Source organism: Priestia abyssalis (genome assembly GCF_002019595.1).
GTDB classification, from domain to species: Bacteria; Bacillota; Bacilli; order Bacillales; family Bacillaceae_H; genus Bacillus_BA; species Bacillus_BA abyssalis.
On record NZ_KV917369.1, the window covers coordinates 4,646,390 to 4,669,463 of the forward strand.

General features: G+C 39.3%; 21 protein-coding genes and 5 tRNA genes. 6 read left to right on the plus strand and 20 right to left on the minus strand.

Annotated elements, in window-relative coordinates; genetic code table 11:
- The first annotated feature begins 327 nt into the window (after positions 1–327).
- Positions 328–708, plus strand: coding sequence for a hypothetical protein (locus tag BK575_RS22220; RefSeq protein WP_078413773.1), 381 nt, complete (start codon positions 328–330; stop codon positions 706–708).
- Positions 708–1,178 (plus strand): endolytic transglycosylase MltG, encoded by a 471-nt coding sequence (locus tag BK575_RS22225; RefSeq protein ID WP_078413774.1) that lies wholly within the window; start codon positions 708–710, stop codon positions 1,176–1,178. The genes BK575_RS22220 and BK575_RS22225 overlap by 1 nt, the downstream gene beginning before the upstream one ends.
- Positions 1,179–1,352: 174 nt before the next feature.
- Here the strand turns inward: BK575_RS22225 and phoU are convergent, their stop codons facing one another.
- The 17 genes from phoU to BK575_RS22310 all read right to left on the minus strand — a co-directional run bounded on the left by phoU (position 1,353) and on the right by BK575_RS22310 (position 15,702).
- Positions 1,353–2,012 (minus strand): phosphate signaling complex protein PhoU, encoded by a 660-nt coding sequence (gene phoU, locus BK575_RS22230; protein ID WP_078413775.1) that lies wholly within the window; start codon positions 2,010–2,012, stop codon positions 1,353–1,355.
- A 40-nt stretch (positions 2,013–2,052) separates the two neighbouring features.
- A complete protein-coding gene (gene pstB, locus BK575_RS22235) occupies positions 2,053–2,862 on the minus strand; it encodes a phosphate ABC transporter ATP-binding protein PstB (protein ID WP_078413776.1) in 810 nt (269 codons plus the stop codon).
- Positions 2,863–2,914: 52 nt separating this feature from the next.
- Positions 2,915–3,790, minus strand: coding sequence for a phosphate ABC transporter permease PstA (pstA, locus tag BK575_RS22240; protein WP_078413777.1), 876 nt, complete (start codon positions 3,788–3,790; stop codon positions 2,915–2,917).
- A gap of 1 nt (position 3,791) precedes the next feature.
- Positions 3,792–4,736 carry a phosphate ABC transporter permease subunit PstC gene (pstC, locus tag BK575_RS22245; RefSeq protein ID WP_078414918.1) on the minus strand — a complete coding sequence of 315 codons (945 nt, stop codon included), beginning with the start codon at positions 4,734–4,736 and terminating at the stop codon, positions 3,792–3,794.
- 84 nt (positions 4,737–4,820) lie between these two features.
- Positions 4,821–5,804, minus strand: coding sequence for a PstS family phosphate ABC transporter substrate-binding protein (locus tag BK575_RS22250; protein WP_078413778.1), 984 nt, complete (start codon positions 5,802–5,804; stop codon positions 4,821–4,823).
- A 350-nt stretch (positions 5,805–6,154) separates the two neighbouring features.
- Positions 6,155–8,305: a peptidoglycan D,D-transpeptidase FtsI family protein gene (locus BK575_RS22255; RefSeq protein ID WP_078413779.1), complete on the minus strand. Its 2,151-nt coding sequence runs from the start codon at positions 8,303–8,305 to the stop codon at positions 6,155–6,157.
- A 184-nt stretch (positions 8,306–8,489) separates the two neighbouring features.
- Positions 8,490–9,779, minus strand: coding sequence for an MFS transporter (locus BK575_RS22260; RefSeq protein ID WP_078413780.1), 1,290 nt, complete (start codon positions 9,777–9,779; stop codon positions 8,490–8,492).
- A gap of 424 nt (positions 9,780–10,203) precedes the next feature.
- Positions 10,204–10,812, minus strand: a complete 609-nt coding sequence (gene sodA / locus BK575_RS22265; RefSeq protein WP_028394902.1) for a superoxide dismutase SodA — start codon at positions 10,810–10,812, stop codon at positions 10,204–10,206.
- 229 nt (positions 10,813–11,041) lie between these two features.
- The gene (locus tag BK575_RS22270; RefSeq protein ID WP_078413781.1) at positions 11,042–12,040 is read right to left on the minus strand and encodes an inorganic phosphate transporter; all 999 of its coding nucleotides are present in this window, start codon (positions 12,038–12,040) and stop codon (positions 11,042–11,044) included.
- Between the two features lie 13 nt (positions 12,041–12,053).
- Positions 12,054–12,674, minus strand: coding sequence for a DUF47 domain-containing protein (locus BK575_RS22275; RefSeq protein WP_078413782.1), 621 nt, complete (start codon positions 12,672–12,674; stop codon positions 12,054–12,056).
- 222 nt (positions 12,675–12,896) lie between these two features.
- Positions 12,897–12,989: transfer RNA gene (locus tag BK575_RS22280), tRNA-Ser, on the minus strand.
- Between the two features lie 32 nt (positions 12,990–13,021).
- Positions 13,022–13,098, minus strand: a tRNA-Ile gene (locus BK575_RS22285).
- 3 nt (positions 13,099–13,101) lie between these two features.
- Positions 13,102–13,176, minus strand: a tRNA-Asn gene (locus tag BK575_RS22290).
- Positions 13,177–13,186: 10 nt separating this feature from the next.
- A tRNA-Met gene (locus BK575_RS22295) sits at positions 13,187–13,260 on the minus strand.
- A gap of 3 nt (positions 13,261–13,263) precedes the next feature.
- Positions 13,264–13,338: transfer RNA gene (locus tag BK575_RS22300), tRNA-Asn, on the minus strand.
- A 64-nt stretch (positions 13,339–13,402) separates the two neighbouring features.
- Positions 13,403–13,885 (minus strand): DUF456 domain-containing protein, encoded by a 483-nt coding sequence (locus BK575_RS22305; RefSeq protein WP_078413783.1) that lies wholly within the window; start codon positions 13,883–13,885, stop codon positions 13,403–13,405.
- Positions 13,886–14,058: 173 nt separating this feature from the next.
- The gene (locus tag BK575_RS22310) at positions 14,059–15,702 is read right to left on the minus strand and encodes a Na/Pi cotransporter family protein (RefSeq protein ID WP_204524879.1); all 1,644 of its coding nucleotides are present in this window, start codon (positions 15,700–15,702) and stop codon (positions 14,059–14,061) included.
- A 214-nt stretch (positions 15,703–15,916) separates the two neighbouring features.
- Here BK575_RS22310 and BK575_RS22315 point away from each other — a divergent pair, with 214 nt between their 5' ends.
- Positions 15,917–16,696: a DUF1189 domain-containing protein gene (locus BK575_RS22315; RefSeq protein ID WP_078413785.1), complete on the plus strand. Its 780-nt coding sequence runs from the start codon at positions 15,917–15,919 to the stop codon at positions 16,694–16,696.
- Here BK575_RS22315 and BK575_RS22320 read toward each other — a convergent pair.
- Together BK575_RS22320 and BK575_RS22325 are read right to left on the minus strand one after the other, a co-directional pair.
- Positions 16,693–18,474, minus strand: coding sequence for a methyl-accepting chemotaxis protein (locus BK575_RS22320; RefSeq protein WP_169907945.1), 1,782 nt, complete (start codon positions 18,472–18,474; stop codon positions 16,693–16,695). The genes BK575_RS22315 and BK575_RS22320 overlap by 4 nt on opposite strands.
- A gap of 106 nt (positions 18,475–18,580) precedes the next feature.
- Positions 18,581–19,792 carry an MFS transporter gene (locus BK575_RS22325; RefSeq protein ID WP_078413787.1) on the minus strand — a complete coding sequence of 404 codons (1,212 nt, stop codon included), beginning with the start codon at positions 19,790–19,792 and terminating at the stop codon, positions 18,581–18,583.
- A 145-nt stretch (positions 19,793–19,937) separates the two neighbouring features.
- On the opposite strand from BK575_RS22325, the gene BK575_RS22330 reads away from it, so the two are divergent.
- Entirely contained in the window at positions 19,938–20,279 is a 342-nt protein-coding gene (locus BK575_RS22330) for a hypothetical protein (RefSeq protein ID WP_078413788.1), read from the plus strand.
- 175 nt (positions 20,280–20,454) lie between these two features.
- Positions 20,455–21,549 carry a flavodoxin-dependent (E)-4-hydroxy-3-methylbut-2-enyl-diphosphate synthase gene (ispG, locus tag BK575_RS22335; RefSeq protein ID WP_204524916.1) on the plus strand — a complete coding sequence of 365 codons (1,095 nt, stop codon included), beginning with the start codon at positions 20,455–20,457 and terminating at the stop codon, positions 21,547–21,549.
- Positions 21,550–21,785: 236 nt separating this feature from the next.
- Here the strand turns inward: ispG and BK575_RS22340 are convergent, their stop codons facing one another.
- The gene (locus BK575_RS22340; protein ID WP_407984360.1) at positions 21,786–22,133 is read right to left on the minus strand and encodes a DUF4190 domain-containing protein; all 348 of its coding nucleotides are present in this window, start codon (positions 22,131–22,133) and stop codon (positions 21,786–21,788) included.
- A gap of 264 nt (positions 22,134–22,397) precedes the next feature.
- On the opposite strand from BK575_RS22340, the gene BK575_RS22345 reads away from it, so the two are divergent.
- Positions 22,398–22,973 (plus strand): hypothetical protein, encoded by a 576-nt coding sequence (locus tag BK575_RS22345; protein ID WP_078413790.1) that lies wholly within the window; start codon positions 22,398–22,400, stop codon positions 22,971–22,973.
- Positions 22,974–23,074: the final 101 nt, after the last annotated feature.

Sequence of the window (23,074 nt, forward strand, 5' to 3'; positions counted from 1 at the left end):
GAAACTTCCATCGGTGGGTTTCCTTCATCCCCCACCGATGGTTAGTTGACATATCGGACTTTTAAGGAGAATGACTCAAAAGGTATGCTTTTTATACCTTTTGAGTCATTCTCTTTTCTTAATCTTAACATTAAGCGTCTGCTGTCACAATAAACGCAATTTGTCGATTTACGTAAATGTTATAAACAAGAGTATGTGACTTAAATAATCATTTATGGGAATTCACTTTAATAAATTGCCGCTGCAGCATTATTTAGCTGCCATTATATGCATCATTCCATGGTATGATAACTTTAGCAAATTATCATTTTTGAGGTGACATCCTGCATGTTTAATTACGTTATTGTGATCTTAATCGTTAGCGCCATCATTGTTTACTTGTTATCTTTTTTTAAGCATTCTAAAATTGAGGCTCTGGAAAAGCAAGTCGAACAATTATCTTTATCTATGATGCAAGAAACATATCAATTAAAAAAACAAATAAAGGTACTCCAAGAAGAATTGATGATTGACAGCTTTCAGTCTCCACTGCGAGAAAGTATGCCTGTCCGGCCAATTGTTCTCGATAACGCATTGCCTATGCATACCCAAATCATTCACTTTCACAAAGAAGGATATTCGATTCAAGAAATTGCCAAACACACCTCTTTACCCCTAGAAGAAGTTCGCCTTATTATCCAGCAACAACATTGGGGAGGGCGTTCGTGATGAGAGGCTCTTCATCTTTACGTTCTTTTTCCATAGGCATATTTATTGCTACAGTTATCTTATGGAGGGTATACACATACGACGAGCAGCAACAGAAAGCTCTTCCTTCAGAGCCTTCCCTCACCGAAGAAAGTGTCCAGGAATATTTAAAAGAAAAAGAGTACATGGCAATTTCCAAACACGAGTACATGAAATTAATCGATAAAACGAAAGAAAAGAAGCAGCAGCAAACACCTGAACCTTCTTCACCTAAAATCACTACTATCCAAATTCAAGAGGGGACAAGAGCTGTAGATGTAGCGAATTTACTCGAACAGCAAGGCATCGTTAAAAGCGCATCCGAATTTCAACAATATTTGGAGAATGCACAATTAACGAACAAGCTCCGAGTAGGTACCTATCAAATTACGCCAAACATGTCCTTTACCGAAATTACTAACATTGTAACGAAACAAGTCGTTCAGGAATAAAATAACAATATGTGGTTGTCCCACTAGTCCTAAAAAGATCATAAGTATTATTTTTTACTGAAAGGACCCGTCACGAAATCCTTGATTTTACTGGATTTTCATGACGGGTCCTTTTAGGAGGGTGGCTCAAAAAGTATGCTTTTCTATACCTTTTGGGCCATCCTCACATTTTTATTACTCATTTAGATCGTATCGTTTACCTTTTACCAGATAGAAAACACTCTCAGCAATGTTTGTAGCGTGATCCGCAAATCGCTCCAAATAACGAGTGATAAATAATAACTGTGTAATTTGAGGAAGTGCTTCTTGCTTTTCTTTTGCTAAATTTAGCAGTTCAATAATCGTTTCACCATAAAGAGAATCCACTTGATCATCCATTTCTGCAACCTTTTTGGCAAGTATAATATCTTCTTCATAGTAAGATTTTAACGAAAGAGACAACATCTCTGTTGCCAATTTATGCATTTGTGTAATATGTTCAAGCGGTTTGATTAGCGGCTCTTTTCCAATACGAATCGTGGATTTAGCAATATTCACCGCAAAATCCGCCATCCGTTCGATATCCGAAGCAATTTTTATCGCTACAATTACTCTTCTTAAATCAACGGCTACAGGCTGTTGTTTAGCAATTAATAAAATAGCCAAATCATTGATTTCTTCTTCTAAACGATCGACTTTGTAGTCCTCATCGATTACAGCCAACGCTGCCTCAACATCCTTTTCCGTTAAAGCTTGAAAAGATTTGTTGATGGACTTTTCCGTCAAACTGCCTATTTCAACCAACTTTTCTCTCAATGCTTTTAAATCGCCATGAAATCGTTCACGTACTACCATGAAACCCATCTCCTATCTAGAAGTATTGACATGTCAATTATTAGCCGAAACGACCTGTAATATAATCTTCTGTTCTCTTATCAGATGGGTTAGAGAAGATTTTGTCTGTTTCAGCAAACTCTACTACTTCACCACTCAAAAAGAAAGCTGTTTTATCAGAAATACGAGCAGCCTGCTGCATATTATGTGTCACAATGATAATACTGAAGTTTTGTTTTAATTCTTGGACTAACTCTTCCACTTTTAATGTAGAAATTGGGTCAAGCGCCGATGTCGGTTCATCCATTAGAATGACGTCCGGCTCAATAGCTAGACAGCGTGCAATGCACAGGCGTTGTTGCTGACCGCCTGATAACCCGTATGCATTTTGATTTAGACGATCTTTTACTTCATCCCAGATTGCTGCGCCGCGTAAGCTTTTTTCAACAATTTCATCTAAAATTTTCTTATTGCGAATTCCATGAATTCTTGGTCCGTACGCAATATTGTCATAAATGGATTTGGGGAATGGGTTCGGCTTTTGGAATACCATCCCCACTTGTGTACGCAACTCTTCTACCTGATAAGAATTATCAAAAATGTTTCGGCCGCGATAGTTGATTTCACCTGACGTACGCACGATTGGGCTCAATTCAACCATACGGTTCAATGTTTTAATATACGTTGACTTACCGCATCCGGAAGGCCCGATAATGGCCGTTACTTCGTTTTCAAGAATATTTAGGTCAATATTCTTTAATGCGTGTGTTTCTCCATACCATAAGTTTAATCCTTTTGTTTCGTATACGAGCTCTTTATGCTTACTAACCTCTTGGTTATTTTTCTCTCTTACAACTTTTTCAGCTTGCATAAAATTGGTTCCTCCTTCATCCAATATCCATTAGGATTGTGCCATTATTAGCTTAGTAACGTTTTTGAAACTTATTGCGAATGAAAACGGCGATCGAATTCATTAAAATTAAGAAAACTAACAGAACCATAATACCGGCAGCCGCCACATGTTGGAATTCCTCTTGAGGTCGACTCGTCCAGTTATAAATTTGCATTGGCAATACCGTAAATTGATCAAGCAAGCTTGTAGGCAAATAAGCGATAAACGTTGGAATTCCGACAACAACAAGCGGAGCTGTTTCTCCTACTGCACGAGATAGCGCCAAAATGCTTCCTGTTAAAATTCCCGGAATGGCAGCTGGCAATACCACATTTTTAATCGTTTGCCATTTTGTTGCTCCCATTCCATAAGAGGCTTCGCGTAATTCTTTCGGAACGGCACGAATCGCTTCCTGGGCCGATACGACAATGACCGGCAGAATAAGCAAGCTCATCGTTAAACCTGCCGCTAATACGCTTCTCCCTAAAGCTAATTGACGGACAAATATCGTTAAACCTAACAGACCGAATACGATAGATGGAACTCCTGCTAAATTAGCGATGTTGAGCTTAATAAAATCATTGAAACGATTTTTCTTTGCATATTCCTCCAAATAGAGTGCTGCTCCAACTCCTAAAAAGAGAGAAACAGGAGCTACAACAGCCATCAACCAAAGCGAGCCGATAAGAGCCGCTTTAACGCCCGCCTCTTCCGGTCTGCGTGAAGCAAAGTTTTGCAGGAAATCTGCATCCAGCCAGCCTAACCCTTGAGTCAATATCCGATATAAAAGTATAGCTAATACTGCTAATCCAAAAAGAGTAGCACAAAAGAAGATGAACTTAAAAATCGTATTCGATACAAGACGACTTCCCATTTTCTTTTGTACGAGTTCACGATCGATATACATATTAATACTCCTCCCTAAAGCGGCGAGAGATATATTGCGCCAATAAATTCATCAATAAAGTAAAGACAAACAAGGTCATCCCTACAGCATAAATACTGTAATAAATCGTTGTTCCGTACCCTGCATCACCTGTCGTAACCTGTACGATATATGCAGTCATCGTTTGAATCGACTGCGTTACATCAAAGGACATCACAGGAGATGAACCGCCCGCCACTGTTACAATCATCGTTTCACCGATAGCACGTGAAATACCTAAAACAAATGAAGCGATAATTCCTGATAAAGCAGCAGGAAGCACAACTTTTATGGCAACCTCAAATTTTGTCGAACCTAGCGCTAAAGCTCCTTCTCTCATTGAATTAGGAACAGAGCTCATTGCATCTTCCGATAAAGAAGCAATCATCGGAATAATCATGATCCCTACTACAATCCCCGGACTTAATGCATTAAAAATGGATAAGTCAGGAATGATTTTTTGAAGAAGCGGCGTCACGAATGTTAAGGCGAAAAAGCCATATACAATTGTCGGAACACCCGCCAGTACTTCTAAAATCGGCTTAACAATTCTTCTTGTACGATCCGAAGCATATTCACTCAAGAAAATGGCTGTGGCCAAACCAATTGGTACTGCTACAATCATTGCAATTCCAGCGATTAATAATGTTCCTGTAATAAGCGGCAGTACACCATAATTTCCTTTCGCTTCAATAAATGGGAGCCATTTAGTACCTGTAACAAAGTCTAAAAACGGTACACGCGAGAAAAATGTCACTGTTTCAAAAATTAATGTAAATAAAATACCCACTGTTGTTAAAACAGAAATAACAGCCGTCAGGAGCAGGATGGCCGGCACTGCTTTTTCAATCATCATTGTTGAACCATTCTTTTTCTTTTTCTCTATAATCATTTGACGAACAGAACTTTGTTTCATCTCGTTTTTCATGACAGCCAATGTCACAAACCCCTTTCCATTGCATGGAAAGATGAGAAGCTGAGCCAGTAGCTTCTCATCTTTTTAATTTAGAAATTACTTAATGCCTTCAAGTGCTTTTAATTGCTCATCATATTTTTCTTGTGGAAGACTTACATAACCAACTTCTTCAGCTAAAGGACCGCCTTCCTCAAGAACGAATTTCATGAAATCACGCACTTGCTCTTTTTCTTTAAGAGCAGCTGTATTTACATAAGTGAATAACGGACGAGATAATGGTGCATATTCACCAGATTCAATTGTCTCATTATTCGGCTCAACAGGACCGTTGCCGCCATCAACTGGAACTACTTTTAATTTATCTTTATTTTCAGCATAATATGCATAACCGAAGTAACCGATAGCGTTTTTATCGCCAGATACACCTTGTACTAATACGTTGTCATCTTCAGAAAGCTGTGCAGACTCTGCAATTGGTTGTTCATCTAAAATTACTTCATCGAAATAATCGTAAGTACCTGAGTCATGACCTGGAGAGAAGAATTTGATTTCTTCTTCTGGCCATCCTTCACGGATATCAGACCATTTTTTAGTTTTGCCGTCTTCAACCCACATTTTCTTTAATTCATCAACTGTTAAATGGTCTACCCAGTCGTTTTCTTTATTTACTACTATTGATAAACCGTCATATGCTAATTGGAACTCTTGGAATTCAACACCGCCATCTGCTGCCGCTTGCTTCTCTTCATCTTTAATTGGTCGAGACGCATTTGAGAAGTCAGTTTCGCCTTTTGTAAACTTCTCAAAACCACCGCCAGTACCTGATTGACCTACAGATACTTTCACACCAGGTTGTGTACCCATATATTCTTCAGAAGCTGCTTCCATAATTGGGAATACAGTTGAAGAACCATCCATTGCGATATCGCCTTCAAGCTGTTTGTTTTCTTCACCAGCATTTTGTTGTTCATTAGTTCCTTCGTTAGCTCCGTTTGTGCCTTCTGATTGTCCACATGCAGTTGCGAAAGCTAATAATGAACCGACCATGATTGATAGTGCTAAAAACTTAAAGCTTTTCATTCCTTAATTCCTCCTACGACATATCGTTGTTTTGTCCTACGTGTAATAGAATAACTCTAAACTATTAACGAAGTTTTAATGATATGTAAAGGTTTTGTAAATAAGAAAAAAGAATGTATAATTTTTCTCTTATTGAACATTTTGTGAACAAATAAACTACCCTTTTTACATATCTTCCTTCTTTAGTATGCACCATCTTTATTTTTCAATAAGGCAGATGATGGCTTTATTCAATCTTCTTTTGGTTAAAAGCTTACGGGATATGTCTTTGGAGTAAATCTGTTTAAAAAAGAGCCAAAATAAAAAACCGCCTTTCCCGCAAAATAGGGGAAAGACGGTTTAAAATCTTTTTATTGATTTTCGTTTTCTTCATTACTTTGTGTTTCTTCATCATGGTTGTTCTCTTCGTTGTCTGCTTGCTCTTGTGCCATCTCTTGCTTTTTAAGCTCAAAATAGGCATCCAGTGCTTTTCTTCCAACAGACTTACTCATAGGATGGCCATCGCTGTCATCCCATGGGGTCACGACAGCGAACGCTACCTCAGGGTTATCATAAGGTGCATAGCCTACAAACGTAGCGTTGATCGTTGGAATAAGCTTCTCTCCTTTTTTGCGTTTTGGTCCATCATAAAAGGCTTCAGCTGTACCCGATTTACCCGCAGGCTTATAAGGCGCACTGCCGAAATAGAAGTAACCCGTTCCTCCTGGAGACTGCGTTACTTGACGGAAACCTTCCTGAACAACTTTTATATATTCATCCTTCATTGTAATTCGATTTAAAATGGTCGGCTCAAAAGAATAGAGAACATTTGGTTCATCTTCTTCACTAACAGCAGGGTCGCGTATTTCTTTTACAATTTGAGGTTTCATGCGATAACCGCCGTTAGCAATTGTTGATACATATTGGACAAGCTGCAAAGGTGTATACGTATCATACTGGCCAATGGATAAGTCTAAAAGCAAGCCCGGTGTATACTCCGTTCCCTTAAAGCCTGCCATTTCATTTGGAAGATCAATGCCGGTTTTAACTCCCAGGCCGAATTGGCTGTAATAAGAACGCATCGTTTCAAAATGCTCCGGTTGGATGCCGCCGAGCGTCATATTACGATAGTACTGGAGCCCTGCCAGGCTCATAACTGTTTTGAACATATAGACGTTAGATGATTGTTTTAAAGCTGTTTGGATACCAATGCTGCCCATAGGCTTCCATGATTTTTTCTCTTTTAGCGTTCCGGCAAATTTTAACGGAGAATCATGAAAGATCGTTCCAGTATTAATAGCACCCGAATCAAGGCCGGCTAAAATGGTCGCCCCTTTTACGACAGACCCCATCGTGTAAGATGTGGTCATATTACCTAACGCAAAGTCTTTAATTTCTACTTTTCCTTCATCATTCACCGTATATTGTTTACCGGCCATCGTTAAAATTTCTCCCGTACGCGGGTCCATCATTACGATAAAACCTCGGTCTAACAATGCAGAACCAGCTTTTCGTTTTGTCGCTAATAATTCATCTGTAAGGATTTTTTCCACTTCAGTTTGCAAAGCCATATCAATGGTTAGGACAAGGTCTCTTCCTTGCTGTCCTTCAGATACAACTTCCGTTTCTAATAAATTGCCGGATTTATCTGTTACATTCTTCACTTTTGCTTTTTCGCCGCTTAAAATATCTTCATATTGAGCTTCGATATAACTCTTTCCGACCCGGTCATTGCGGCTGTAATCTCTTGCCAAGAAATAGTCAAGCTGCTCGCGCGGCAAACCTTCATTAGAGGAAGAGATGTTTCCAAGCATGGACTTTAGAGTATCTTCATAAACATAATTCCGATCCCAATATGTTGTTGTATCCACTCCCGGTAAATCTTTAAGATTTTCGCTGACGATAGCATATTCCTTTGCAGTTACTATTTCATTTTCACTTTTAATATTTTGGGGAGTGAGGGCATATCCGCCATCCATTTCTCGTTTAATGGCGAGCACTTCTTTTTCTGCCTCGGAAATCTCACTTAAATCCCCTTCTGTAATACGATTAAGCTGAAGATTATAAAGGTCTTTATCTGTAAGTTCTTCATTTTTTAATTTTTCCAACTCGTCCTTACGGATCTTTTTCTTCGCTTCTTCTGGATGTGTCAGCATCCAGTAGTCCTTCATATCTCGTTCTGTCACTTTTTCCGTGTCTTTGTCGATAAGTTTTGCAAGCTGACGGGCTACTTCCAGCCTCTCTTCTTGTGTGGTCCCTTGAAAACGCGTATACGTAATCGCATTTAAAGGAGTATTATCGACGACAACCCGATTGTAACGGTCATAGATTTTCCCGCGTGGTACAGGAGCATTGACTGTCACATTTTCAGTTTCGGCCACTTGCCTTTGATAATTTTCTCCATAAACAATTTGCACAAGACCTAATCGTAAAATTAACGTTGAAAATAAAATAAAGACAATAAAAAATACAAGGTTCAACCTAAGAGGTACATGTGTTTTTTTCTTTCTCTTCTTTTTCATCGAGACACACCTTTGTATATGTGTAATTTAATAATAAGCAAATATGGAATAAGAAATAGACACCCAGCAATAAGGTGTCTATTTCTTATTCATTCTTATTTTAAAAGAAATCGCACAAAATTTCTATAGTAAAAAATGTTTATCCCACATTATAGGCATTGAATTTCATTCATCAAAGGGCGTTCTATGCAGGTGATTCACCGTCTCCTTCATTTAGCATGGGCTGCGTGACGGGTTCGCTGGCAGATTCTGTACGGCTTTTCGTTTCGATTTTAACATGTTTTACAAACCAGTAAATGAAAGTATGTCCAGAACCAATAAGGGCCAGCAAAACAGGAACACTTTGTTTTTCGTCAAAAAAACTAACTGCTCCAATAAATAGAAGAACAGATAAGATTCTCCCCGCATTGAGGAACAACTCTCTGACCACAATATACTCGACCCTTGTTTCTTTTATATCCTTCACTTGCCCAATCACATCATACGTAATAGACATATACGGTACAAGAAGGAGCGGGTAAGCAACAGCAATGGTCATAGCATACATAATTAGTTTTACATATGACAAATCAAATATGATAAGTGTCACAGAAAAATAAAGCAGCAAGCCCCCAATTAAAATCGACTTTAATCTTTGATGTTTTTTTATAAAGCGAGATACGGCATAGTAGCAAATAAATGCCACGGCAGAATTAACCAGCCCGAACGTTCCTAAGGCGAGTTCGCTGTCGGTTGTGATGAATACAAGAACCGATATAACGAAAATAAACGTTCCTTCACGTAATCCCTGAAAAAAGTGGGCATTTAAAACAAGATTCCAATTTTTATTCCTTTTCCTTTCCGCCAATACTTGTTTAAATAAGTACTGCCCTTCTGCTGCTCTTCTTTTTAAAAACAAGCTTAACAGAACTGCACTTGAAAACAATGCAAGCGAAATGGTAAAAACGATTTTATAGCCGACAAACCGATAAAAAGTGGAAATGATAAATCCTGCTGCGATGGGGCCGATCATTCCTGCCAGAGAGTTTAGGATTCCTAAAAACCCGTTAAAGAAATCACGCGTTTCAGGTTCTGTAATTTCAAAAGTTAGGACATTGAATCCAAGCCAATAAAAACCATATCCTACTCCTAACAGTCCCCCCAACAGCAATAAAAATTGAGAAGCATCCGTACCAATATAAAGGACTGTTATGTAAAAGGCAGCTAAAAAGGAAACCCCAAGCCTTAGCACAATGACCCTGTCAATTTTTTTGGCCAGTTTCCCTGCCAAAATAAATGTTAAAGGCTGCAATATGACAATGGCTAAATTATACAAGGCAATATCTATAAATTCCCCTGATTGTTTCCATAGATAGATATTGACGAAAGTATTGGACATCGCTATTGCCAGGGCATACAATCCTCCAATTAACAAAAGCAAAATCAACTCTTTGTTTACTTCTACATCACCAACTATTTTTTTCATAAAAGCCATACAAAAACTCCCTTTCTTATGAAATAGTGTGTCAAATTTAAAGGGAGTTATTCTAAATTTTGAGAATGACCCAAAAGGGTAAAAGAACGACTCCTTTAGGCCATTCTCACGAAAAATCAGTTTTGGTGATACGGCAGAGACTTATGGGGCAGTTCTAACATAAGGAGGCGCTTAGCAAAAAAAGAAACGCTCGCATCTGATCATCCACGCTGTTCTCCCCTTACTCCCTAAGATTCCTCTTTAAGGTATTGGTAAACTAAGACACGATGCTCCATACTTCTGAACTCCAGACAAAAAGGCAGGAGCGAATTGACTGAAATGGCTGAATCTTTTAACGAGACGCGACAAAGAAACCCGAAATTTTCATTCTAATATTAAAAAACAAAAAGCCAGAGAAAATTTCCCCGGCTTTTAAAATTTAAAATTATTTTGCAGCGGCGTATAATTTTGATACTTCGTCCCAGTTTACCACATTCCAGAATGCAGAAACATAGTCAGGACGACGGTTTTGATAGTTTAAGTAGTAAGCGTGCTCCCAAACATCCAAGCCTAGGATTGGCGTTTTGCCTTCCATTACAGGGCTGTCTTGATTTGGAGTGCTTGTTACTTCTAATTCGCCATTATTCACAACTAACCAAGCCCAACCTGAACCGAATCGAGTTGCTGCTGCTTTAGCGAATTCTTCTTTAAATTTATCGTAGCTTCCGAATTTGCTGCTGATTGCATCAGCTAATTCTCCTGTTGGCTCACCGCCGCCATTTGGAGAAAGAAGCGTCCAGAATAAAGAATGGTTTGCGTGGCCGCCTCCATTATTGCGAACTGCTGTGCGAATGTCTTCAGGAAGAGCGTCTAAGTTGGCAATTAGTTCTTCAACACTTTTACCAGCTAAATCAGCTTTTCCTTCTACTGCTGCATTTAAGTTTGTTACATATGTGTTGTGATGTTTCGTGTGGTGGATGTTCATTGTTTCTTTGTCAATGTGCGGCTCAAGAGCGTCGTAAGCGTAAGGTAATTGCGGTAATTCGTATGCCATAAAAAATTCCTCCCTTTCAATATGTAAAAGCGGACGATAAATTGTCCTTTATCGTTAGATTAGCAAATTTACCCTTTTGTTTCAATCATTATGCTCAATAACATAGTGAAATTTACAACATTGTTTATCTTTACCCTTTATTAGTCTTTTTACTCTTCTAACTTAATAAAAAAGAACGAAAGACTATTTCTAATAAGCAGAGCCTTCCGTTCTTAATAAATCATATCGATTAGAAGAAAAGATTTAAAACTTGATATGCAATCCCTGCGATGAGAGCTGAAATAGGAAGCGTAATAATCCATGTCATTACAATACGCTGAGCGACTCCCCATTTAACCCCTTTTACACGCTGAGCTGAACCTACCCCCATAATGGCGGAAGAAATAACGTGTGTTGTACTGACGGGAAGATGAAGCATCGTCGCTCCAAAGATAACCATAGCCGAAGAAAGGTCGGCAGCAGCCCCATTGACAGGACGGATCTTCATAATTTTTCCGCCTACCGTTTTAATAATCTTCCAGCCCCCTACAGATGTACCTATCCCCATAGCCAATGCCGCTGAAATACGTACCCACATTGGGATATCTGTCGATGTTTGAAACCCGCCCGCAATAAGAGCCATCGTAATAATTCCCATCGCTTTTTGAGCATCGTTCGTGCCATGGGTATAAGACTGCAAGGCAGCAGTAGCAATTTGCATGGTCCGAAATCCTTTATTCGTTTTAGATAAGTTAAAGTTTTTAAAAACGAAGCCAAAAATACTCATCACAATAAATCCGACCGCCAGAGCTAAAAACGGAGAAAGAACCAATGACTGCAAAATCTTCATGAAGCCCTGATAATTTAAAATACCTACACCTGCTGCTGAAATGGCTGATCCCGCAATTGAACCTATCAACGCATGGGATGAACTGCTTGGAATTCCGTAATACCAAGTGATCAAGTTCCAGGCAATCGCCGCGATCAGCGCAGCTAAGATAACGACAGAACCGTTTTCTAACGCAAATGGGTCGACAATGTCTTTTGTAATGGTTTTGGCTACGCCGGTAAAGGTTAAAGCTCCGATGAAATTCATAGATGCCGCCAGTATGATTGCTTTGCGCGGTGTTAGAGCCTTTGTCGAAACGGATGTAGCAATCGCATTTGCCGTATCATGGAATCCGTTGATAAAATCAAATGCCAAAGCAAACACGACAACTAAAATGGTTAAAATTAATACTGTATCCATAGCCAGCTACTCCTTACGCGTTACGCATGATGATGGTTTCAAGAGTGTTGGCTACGTCTTCACAGCTATCTGCAATTCCTTCCAACATTTCATACAGCTCTTTTACTTGAATGATTTTAATTGGATCTTTTTCAACTACGAATAAATTTTTAATGGATGCTCTTAACAATTCATCGCATCTTGATTCAAAGTCCTTAATTTGAATTGCGTGCGGACGAATATCCAGCAGCCTTTTACTTGCCAATAAATCAATGGCTTTTGCAATTTCAATTGAACTTTGATGAATATGTGCAAAAAACTTTGTCATGTACTCATCCACATCCGTAATCGAATACATCTCTAAACGAGCCACCCATTGTTCCAACCCATCGAGTACATCATCCATTTTCATTGCAAGCTGTAAAATATCTTCACGTTCAATCGGCGTAATGAATGTTTTATTCAAAGCGACAATTAATTCATGAATGTATGTATCGCCTTTTGTTTCATATTCCTTCATCACACCCGAAAATTCTTTTAAATCACTTGCGTTGTTAATTTTGTAATCCATGAAAAATTGCGATGATTCCTTTAAATTTGCTGAAATCTTTGAAAGCATTTCGAAGAATGCATCTTTTTTCGGTGAAAAAATCATAAATGGAAACCCCCAAATTTTTTAAAATAACAAAAGCCAACGGTCATATTTTAGCACCTTTTGTCGAATTTACAATAATTTTATAAAATCTTTACAATTTCTTAACATTAAATGAGATTATTTTTATATTGATATGTGGGGATTCTCACCATATTCACAACAATTATTTTCCAAACACAAAAAAGTCCCCCATCATATAGGAGACTTAACATTCATTATGTATGGCGGAGGAAGAGGGATTCGAACCCCCGCGGGCTGTTACACCCCTGTCGGTTTTCAAGACCGATCCCTTCAGCCGGACTTGGGTATTCCTCCATATTAAACGAGCTTGTTCCGCTTTTCTTCACTGGTGGACCCTGCAGGACTCGAACCTGCGACCGGACGGTTATGAGCCGTCTGCTCTAACCAGCTGAGCTAAGGGTCCAAATGGCTCCACAGGTAGGATTCGAACCTACGACCAATCGGTTAACAGCCGATTGCTCTACCACTGAGCTACTGTGGAATAATATAAATAGCGGCGGAGGGGATCGAACCCCCGACCTCACGGGTATGAACCGTACGCTCTAGCCAGCTGAGCTACACCGCCAAATGGCTCCACAGGTAGGACTCGAACCTACGACCGATCGGTTAACAGCCGATTGCTCTACCACTGAGCTACTGTGGAACGTTAAATAACTTTAACGACATTAAAAATTTATCATGTTTCCCGAAACTTGTCAAACCCTTTTTTAAAATACAACAACGAGAAAATACACGATCATAATTACTTGAATGACTCCTTTTGTAACGGCTCCGCTAAAAAAGCCGACGAGCGAACCAAACCCGATGCGGGCAGCTTCTGAAATCGATCTTTTTTGGAAAATGAACTCGGCAAGAACAGCCCCAATAAATGGCCCTATAATAATTCCAGCGACAGGTATGATAAAAGGACCGACAAGCAAGCCAATTGTGCTGCCCCATATGCCGGCTTTTGAACCGCCAAACTTTTTGACTCCGACCAGATTAGCTAAATAGTCTGCCGCAAATAAAGCGATAATCAACACGATTTGAACGGACCAGAATAGGAAACCAAACGGTTCAAAGCTAAAGAATACACCATATAAAAGAAAGCCGGCTGCAATAAATAGGACGCTTGGGATAATCGGATAAACAAGGCCAACAAATGCTACAATGAATAAAACTGTAATAATGCTCCAATAAATAACGGTCATGAATACATACCTCCCTTTTATATATTCTTGATTGAATGCTTACAGGGAAAATAAAAATAAAGAACGAGGGCTTGAAAGCCCTCGTTCTTTATTATAGTCTTTCTGTTGAAAAGAATAAAGTAGACCTTCAATCAGTCAGAGAGGAGCCCCCGAACTGATTGTTAGTTCATTATTTATTTTGTTTGGTGTTTGCCTTCACCAAGCACTGCTTCTGCAATGTTGACGGCATGGTCACCAATACGTTCAAGGTTGCTGATAATGTCTACAAAAACAATCCCGGCAGAACCTGTACATAATCCTTCATTTATACGCATGATGTGCTGCTTACGAAGAGTACGTTCCATGCTGTCGATTTGTTCTTCTTTACGGACCACTTTTTCGGCTAACGAACGGTCGTTATTTTCAAGGGATGTCATGGCTTCTTTAACCGTGGATACAGTTAATTCGCACATTATTCTTAAGTCTTCCAACGCATCGCTCGTCATTTTGACTTTATTGGAAATGTTGTAATCGACAAGCTCGACGATATTTTCGAAATGATCTCCGATTCGTTCAATATCTCGAATCGTGTCCAGTAACATAGAGTGTTCTTCACTTTCTGGAACCGACATCGAACTTGAAGCAAGCAATACTAGATAGTCTGTAATCTTGCGGTCTAAATTATTGATGGCATCTTCAAACTGAAGCGCGGTTTCGGCATGTTTCGGCTGCTTTGTTTTTAAATATTCTCCTGCTTCTTGAAGACCGACCACTGCAAACTGTCCCATGCGAAGCACTTCTTCCTTTGCTTGTCCTAATGCAATGGAAGGTGATTGTTCAATAAAAATCGGGTCAAGATGCTTTGGCTTCGTTTCTACAAACGTATCTTCCCCAGGAATGATCTTTGTTACAGCCAACGCTAATAATCCAATCATTGGGAATTGAATGATTGTATTTGTTGTATTAAAAATACCGTGCGCAAAGGCAATGGTCATTTCCGGATTTAAGTTCATTGCTCCTTGCAAGTAAATCATAAACTTCGTAAAAAACGGTAAAATGATAAGAAAAATTGTCGTTCCAATTAAGTTGAACATAACATGCGTCAAGGCCGCACGTCTTGCTGCAATGGATGCCCCGATGGACGCCAATACGGCTGTAATCGTCGTTCCGATGTTATCCCCAAACAACACTGGCAAGGCTGCATAAATATCTATGGCCCCTTGTCCAAACAGCTCTTGGAGGATACCAATTGTCGCACTTGAGCTTTGAACGATGACTGTAAACAATGTACCGATGACAACACCTAAAATTGGATTGTCACTCATACTCACCGTTAAGTCATGAAAAGCTTGAAGGGAGCGAAGCGGCTTCATGCCGTCTCCCATTAATTCAAGACCGAAGAAAAGTGCACCAAAACCAAAGAAAATCTGCCCAAAGTTTTGAATACGCTTGTTTTTAAAGAAAAATAGCATAAATGCACCGACCGCTAAAACAGGAAGGGCGTAATCGGAAAGTTTAATCCCGATAATAAATGCTGTTACAGTCGTACCAATATTGGCTCCCATGATGACACCGATTGCTTGTCTTAAAGTCATGAAGCCTGCACTTACTAATCCGACCGTAATAACGGTCGTTCCTGAACTACTTTGAATAAGGACGGTAACGACAATCCCCGCTAAGACTCCCATAAATGGATTGGTCGTAAACTTATCTAAAATGTCACGCAGTTTATCTCCTGCCGACTTTTGTAAGCCGTCACCCATGAACTTGATCCCAAATAGGAAAATCCCAAGTCCTCCAATGAATTCAAAAATCATTTTTTGAATATCTAACTCCACGAAAAGCTCAACCCCTCTTACTTTTTTCGACACATCTCTACAAGGTCCCATCCCATTATTAACGAAAAATAAATTTTGTGTAAAGCTTTTTGTTGATTTCTTTACAATTTCTTAACATTAGATTTACATAACTTGAGAATCCACATTGTTGAAATGTTCTTGTATTCATTTTTAGTGGCCGCTACAATGAATATTGTGTGAAGGAGGTGAGGAAGTGAATGTATTTAAACAGTTAATATTAAGTTTATATTCACCTAAAAAAATGTCTTTATTCCGGTTTCAGGGAATCGGAAAAACAATCATGTATGTATTTGTCTTAACATTCATTTCAATTCTTCCAACATCTCTTTTTCTTGGCTACGGTATCATCAAAAACGCAGACATCACCCGGGACATGCTCGCAGATAAAATTCCGGCGTTCACCATTTCAGACGGAATGCTTCAAGCTAGCAAAACTGAACCGATCATTCAATCCGATGAGGGCGCAGTCTTTATTTTTGATCCTTCAGGAAAAATCACAACTAGCATGACCGCTGACTACCCCTATGCTGTCAGTTTATTGCAAAATGAGTTTGTGATGACGGTTAACCATGAACCGCACTCCTTTTCCTATTCTTTGTTCCAAGGACTCGATTTATCTAAGGATACGATCGTTTCATATTTAGATTCGCTAAACAGCGGACTAATCGTGATTGTATTTTTGATGATTATCGGCTTATATATTTTAGCCGTCGGAAGCAAATTTATTGGAATTACCCTTTTTGCTTACATAGGAATTGTTTTCAAGCAAGTCCTTCATCGAAATATTACCTATAAGCCCATTTGGACACTTGCGGCTTATAGCGGAACCTTGACAACCATTTTATTTACCATAACAAAAGCCATGTCTATCCAAGTACCAGGACAACTCTTGTTGCATTGGACTGTTACCGGCTTTATGTTCTTTTTAACCATTAAACATATCCCTGCTCGTAAAAAACCATCACAACCTTAAGGCTGTGATGGTTTTTTGGCAAGAACAATAAACTTGCGTGTAATTGACGTCAGGGAAGAGGCAAGTTCGGTTAACTGCATACCAATTTCATGAGTATTGTTTGTATGTTCTACTTGTTCTTTAGAAGCAGAAAGCATTTGCTCTGCACTTGCTAACGTCTCTTGAGACACAGACGTAAAACTTTCAGCTGATTGCTCCATTTTCGGCAACGTCTCAAACAATAAATTAAATTCTCCCTTCATTTCTTCAAGTGCTCCATTTACATTTCCGATTTCTTTCATCAATTGATCAAACGTTCTTTTCGAATCCAGCGAAATATCCACATTTGATTTACTTTTCTGTAACATCTCGTGAAATTCTTTTGAAGCTTTTGATGAAATCTCCTCCATCGATTGAATTAATTCGGTGATTTCTTCTGTTGCGCCTGTAGACTGATCCGCCAACTTCCGTACCTCACTCGCTACAACCGCAAAGCCTTTCCCTGCCTCACCAGCCCTCGCTGCCTCAATTGCAGCATTTAAAGCCAATAGTTTCGTTTGTTCTGCAAATCCTTGAATTAAGCTGACAATTTTCGCAATGGATAAGGAGTGTTCTTTCACCTCATTAATCGTATGGGTCATATCAGTAAACTCTTTTTCGAATCGGTTCATTGATGTAATCATGCGTGAAATATCTTGTTCACCTTGATAAGCCTGATGGTTCATTTCTTCTGCTTTATGTGTAATAAAATCCATATCGTGAATGATATGATGAATTTTCCCTTTCATATCTTGAAACATATGTATACTGTTTTCTGAACTTGAAGCCGTTTGCTCTGCACCTTGTTTAACCATAAAAATCGATTCTGTCAGTTCCTTATTAAAGTACAACGCACTTTCAGATGCCGATTTCAAATCGGCTCCTGTTTCATTTAACGCGTTTGTCGTTTCATTAATTTGTTCAATCATCATTTTCATCTGTTCAACCATTTGATTGAAACTTTTAACAAGCGAAAAAATTTCAGGAATGGATGTTTTAATATTCATTTGTTCGTTTAAATTGCCTTCCCTTACTTTCCGCATTACATTTCTCATCGTAATGAGCGGCTTTGTTAAACTTCTAACTAAGATGATAATGACTATAGAGGTTATAATGATACTCAAAACAGAGGCAATAAGCATGAATGTTCCCAGTTCATTAATCGCTCCTAAATAATCAGCCGTAGGCACTGCCAGCAAATAAATACCCTTCAGCTCTGGTATCTGTTTAAAGGCAAGGGTATAATCTTCCCTCTTAAATTCAAAGTGGAGGGTACCGTGTTCTTTTTGTCGAACCGCTTCCAATACATCTTCAGGAAATATTAACGGACTTCCCTTACTAACCGTAAAAGGTTTGACTGTTTTTTGTTGGAGCAAAAAGAAATGGCCGGATAGCCCATCTTGTGTTAATTGGGCATCCTGCGATTTAACAGTAGAATTGAACTTCTTTAAAAACCCTTCTTCATCGCCAATAAACGTATACATAAGACTTTGAGCGATTTCATACATGGTGAAAGCTTCGCGCTCAAGTCGATTTTCGATAATTGTAATGGTCGTATCTCTGGACTTATCATAAGATACAAAACTCAAACATCCTACCGATGCCACTAAAACTGCCAAAATACTTAGAAGCAGCCTTGCCCGCAAGCTTAACCGAGATTCCCGTTGAACCCCTTGTTCACTGCGAATTTTTTTCTTTATGATTCTTGTCTTGAAGAAATCTGCTTTTTTCTTTATGTTAATTAATGGTTGCAGCTTCATCGTCATCCTCCCTTTTCCCATACACATCTAAAGTATGACAGAGAATTGTAAAGGACATGTAAAAAAATCCATAATTTTTGGTTAAAAAGCTCTATTTTTGTCTTTTTCATCCTTCATTGGCGCTTGGATTCACAACTTTCAACCTATTACCTTTTATAAATAACCAGCCGAATGCTAACAATGTCAACATAAAACAGTAATAAAACATCTCTTTCGCATCTCCCATCCATTTACCAAATATGATGGGCCCCAAAGCCACTCCAATAAAGCGAACGGCACTATACAAAGACACCACAAATCCTCTTTCTTCGTCCGCCACCGCTGATGTAATCATCATGTTCGCGCATGGCAGCACAAATCCCAGCCCTCCAAAGCCGATAGTCGTTAAAAACATCAAGGCAGCCAATGTTTGCAGAAAAATCAGCGAGGCGAAAGATAGCAGGACAAACATAACTCCTATCGCCAGCAGCTTATTCATTATTTGACGTTCGTTTTTAATTCTCTTTCCTGTCCAATATGATGTAATGGTCATAGCACCGAGCGGAAAAGCAAAGGCTGTTCCTTTGAAAAAACCATCAATATGATATGTCTCCTCGATTAAAAAGGAAAGATAATATAATGTCCCAAATAGTAAAAACAGCCCCAATCCACCTGTAAAAAATAAAGGAAACAGCCAAGTCCCTTCTCTTTTCAATACCTTCCACGTTTTTTGAAGATAACCTCCCATAGAAATTGTATCTTCAGCAGTACGGTCTTTCCCTACATAGCGAAGCACTCCATATAAAATGAACAAAGCTACAAACGGGTATACATAAAACGCGCTGTACCAGGCAAAAAGAGCCGCTGTCGCCCCGATGATTGGCGCGACTACCTTTCCGGCCCCATTATACACTTCAATAATTCCGAGCACTTTACTTCTTTTTTCTTGCTGAAACAGGTCTCCGGCAAGCGCCATAGCTAACGGGGTCGTCCCGGCTGCCCCCATCCCTTGTATTATCCTCCCTGCCAGCAACAAATAAAAGCTGCTTCGATCACTGAGTACATAGCCGCTTGCTATAGCCATTAAGCTTCCTGTTATTAATAAAAGCATCGATACGATAATAAACCTTTTTCTCCCATACCAATCTGACAATACTCCGATAAGAGGAATAAAAAGAGCCGCTGGAATAGAAAAGCTGCTTAACACAAGACCGGTCTGAAATTCCGTCAAACGAAGTTCATTTTGAATGGCGGGCAAAATAGGAATAAGCATGGAATTCCCAAGAACCATAATAAATGGCAATAACCCTAACGTGATCACAATATATTTTTCCTTCATGATTCTTCCCTTCTCCTCTTTTTCATATTTCTTATGGACAAGCATACATATTAGTAAAGTTCTGTTGTTCTTTAATGGAGTTTTGCTGTTTTTGAATGCATTGATAAAGAGCATACAATTATTAATCCATTTTCAGGAGGAAGCGATGAAAAAATTAGGTTTTCTCATGGGCATCATCTTTTTAATCTACATTATTCAATATGACATTCGATACGGAACTCTTATTCCCGTCAAAGCGGTCCCGGTAAGCACACAAACAACAGAGAGCCCTTCTCCCGGTAAGGCCAAAACAACCGCTCCATATATAAAAGTCAAAGTAAAAGCGGGGGATACCGTTTTATCCATTATCGAACAGCTGACACACAATTCTATTCCAGTGTCAATAGACAAGGTCATAACAGATTTTAAAGCATTGAATAATGGAATATCGCCAGAAAATATTAAGATTGGAAAAGAGTACAAATTTCCCGTTTACAAAAAAACGTAACCGTCCAATCAACTCATCTTATCCCTTGTCAAAAATTTGCCATCATTGGTACAATAGGAAAGCATTCATTTTTTTCTACTAGTTATTTTCTCGTTAAAGCGTTATTCTATTTATGAATAAGCATTTTCCACATTAGTTGGATCTTATTTAAAGGAGAGATTACCACGTGAGTGAAATCATACATCGTACAAAAACCCGCCCTGTTAAAGTGGGAAATTTAACGATTGGCGGCAATAATGAATTAGTCATTCAAAGTATGACAACAACGAAAACGCATGATGTCGAAGCGACCGTTGCAGAAATTAAACGCTTGGAAGAAGCCGGCTGCCAAATCGTACGGGTAGCTGTACCAGACGAACGAGCTGCCAATGCCATTGCAGAAATCAAAAAGCGCATCAACATCCCGCTTGTGGCAGACATTCATTTTGACTATAAGCTGGCTTTAAAAGCGATTGAAGGCGGTATTGATAAAATCCGCATTAATCCAGGAAATATCGGACGCCGCGAAAAAGTGGAGGCAGTGGTGAATGCTGCTAAAGAGCGTGGCATCCCTATCCGTATCGGAGTAAATGCTGGATCGCTGGAAAAACGCATCTTAGAAAAATACGGTTACCCTACTGCCGATGGCATGGTGGAAAGTGCGCTTCATCATATTAAAATTTTAGAAGACCTCGATTTCCATGACATTATCGTTTCCATGAAAGCATCGGATGTCAACTTGGCTATTGAAGCTTATGAAAAGGCAGCAAAAGCATTTGATTACCCGCTCCACCTTGGTATTACGGAATCGGGTACGCTGTTTGCCGGAACGATCAAAAGTGCAGCTGGACTCGGTGCTATCTTATCTAAAGGAATTGGTAACACATTGCGTATTTCCTTAAGTGCCGATCCGGTTGAAGAAGTCAAAGTAGCCAGAGAACTGTTAAAAGTGTTTGGACTATCTTCAAATGCGGCTACCCTCATTTCCTGCCCTACATGCGGGCGTATTGAAATCGACTTGATCAGTATCGCTAATGAAGTGGAAGAATATATCTCGAGCATTAAAGCACCTATTAAAGTGGCCGTGCTTGGTTGTGCGGTAAACGGCCCAGGAGAAGCTCGTGAAGCGGATATTGGAATTGCAGGAGCACGCGGTGAAGGTTTATTATTCCGCAAAGGGGAAATTGTACGTAAAATTCCGGAAGAAACAATGGTTGAAGAGCTGAAAAAAGAAATCGACAAAATTGCTGAAGAATATCACGCTAAACAAGCACTTGAGCAACAAACATAACCTTATTTATACAAAAAGCGGACATAGGAGATCCTCTCCATGTCCGCTCTTTACTAATAACAATCCGCCTTGAGCTTTTAGCGTTAGCTTTCTTAACCTTCTCTCTAGGTCTTTAAACCTTCCATTTTTAGATATCCGCTACAAAGGTCTTTCTATAAGCAGCCGAGAATCTGGATTCTCGGTTGCTTATAATAAAATATGGGAGATGGGCTTTCTTGCCCATCTCCCATATTTTATTAAAAGAAAGGTAAAATAAACGTTCCGATAACAATGGATACAATCCCGATTCCGATTGCCCATGCCCCTGTTGAATTTGCTCCTCTTCTGCGTGCGATAAAGCCTAAAATAACCCCAGCAGCTCCTAGTAATACCGGAAGGAAAAATAGAGACAGAATGGATAAAATTAAGGCTAAACGCCCGTATCCTCTTCCTTCATTCCCTTCTTCCCTCTGGGCTTCCAGGTGATTTCTCTCTGCATAGTTCCCTCTTGCAGTAACTGGAACAGCTACTTCAGCGGCTGTTTCTTCCATAAAATTCGACTCATATGCTTCTTCATGTTCTGTTTTATGGTAGTCTTTGTCCAATGCTTATCCCTCGCTTTCTTTATCCTGATTCAACGAATAACAATATCTTCAACTCAATGCTGAGAACTCATTTTTCGTCAGAACCCGGTAAGTTCAACAAATACTCGCCGAGGGGCCCCGCCGAGCTAAGTTTTACTTGATAAGGAGCATTTATAGTATCTGAAAAAGCGAAACAATTATAGTTGTTAATGTTTTCTTTATCAGCCATCCACCATTCTTGTGGTACACTACATATAGCACCATGGTAAGAAGGAGTTGTGAACATTGCAAAGAAAATTCGGTATTGATATTGATGGAACAGTGACATGCCCCACTACGTTTATTCCTTATCTTAACAAATCATTCGGGCTTAATTTAACATTGGATGATATTAAAGAATACGATCTTGTTCCAGCCGTAAAGGTGACTGAACAAGAGCTGGCACAATGGTTTACCGAACACGAGGCGACTATTTATGCGAGTGCTCCACTTGCACCTAACGCTCAACAAGTATTAAATGAATGGAAACAGACTCACGAGCTCATTTATATTAGCGCACGTCATAAGCATTTATTGGATGTCACCCAAAGTTGGTTTACATCCAATGATGTTCATTTTCATCATATTGACTTAGTGGGCTCGCATGATAAAATCGAAACGGCCAAAAAACATGGTATCGATGTATTTTTTGAAGATAAGCATGATAATGCCTGTGATATAAGTGAAGAATGTCATATTCCCGTTATCTTGTTTGATACACCTTATAATCGTCTTCCAGTTCCCCAAAATGTCATTCGCGTCTATGACTGGATAGAAGCAAAACAGTGGGTCGATCATTGGTTTAATCAGCAGCAGCAATAAAAAAGACTGTTTTCGTAAACATTGCGGCTTTAGGACCTTGTCACGCTTCAACGCGACAAGGTCCTAAAACCAAAAGCTACAATCTTCTAAAAAAGAACATA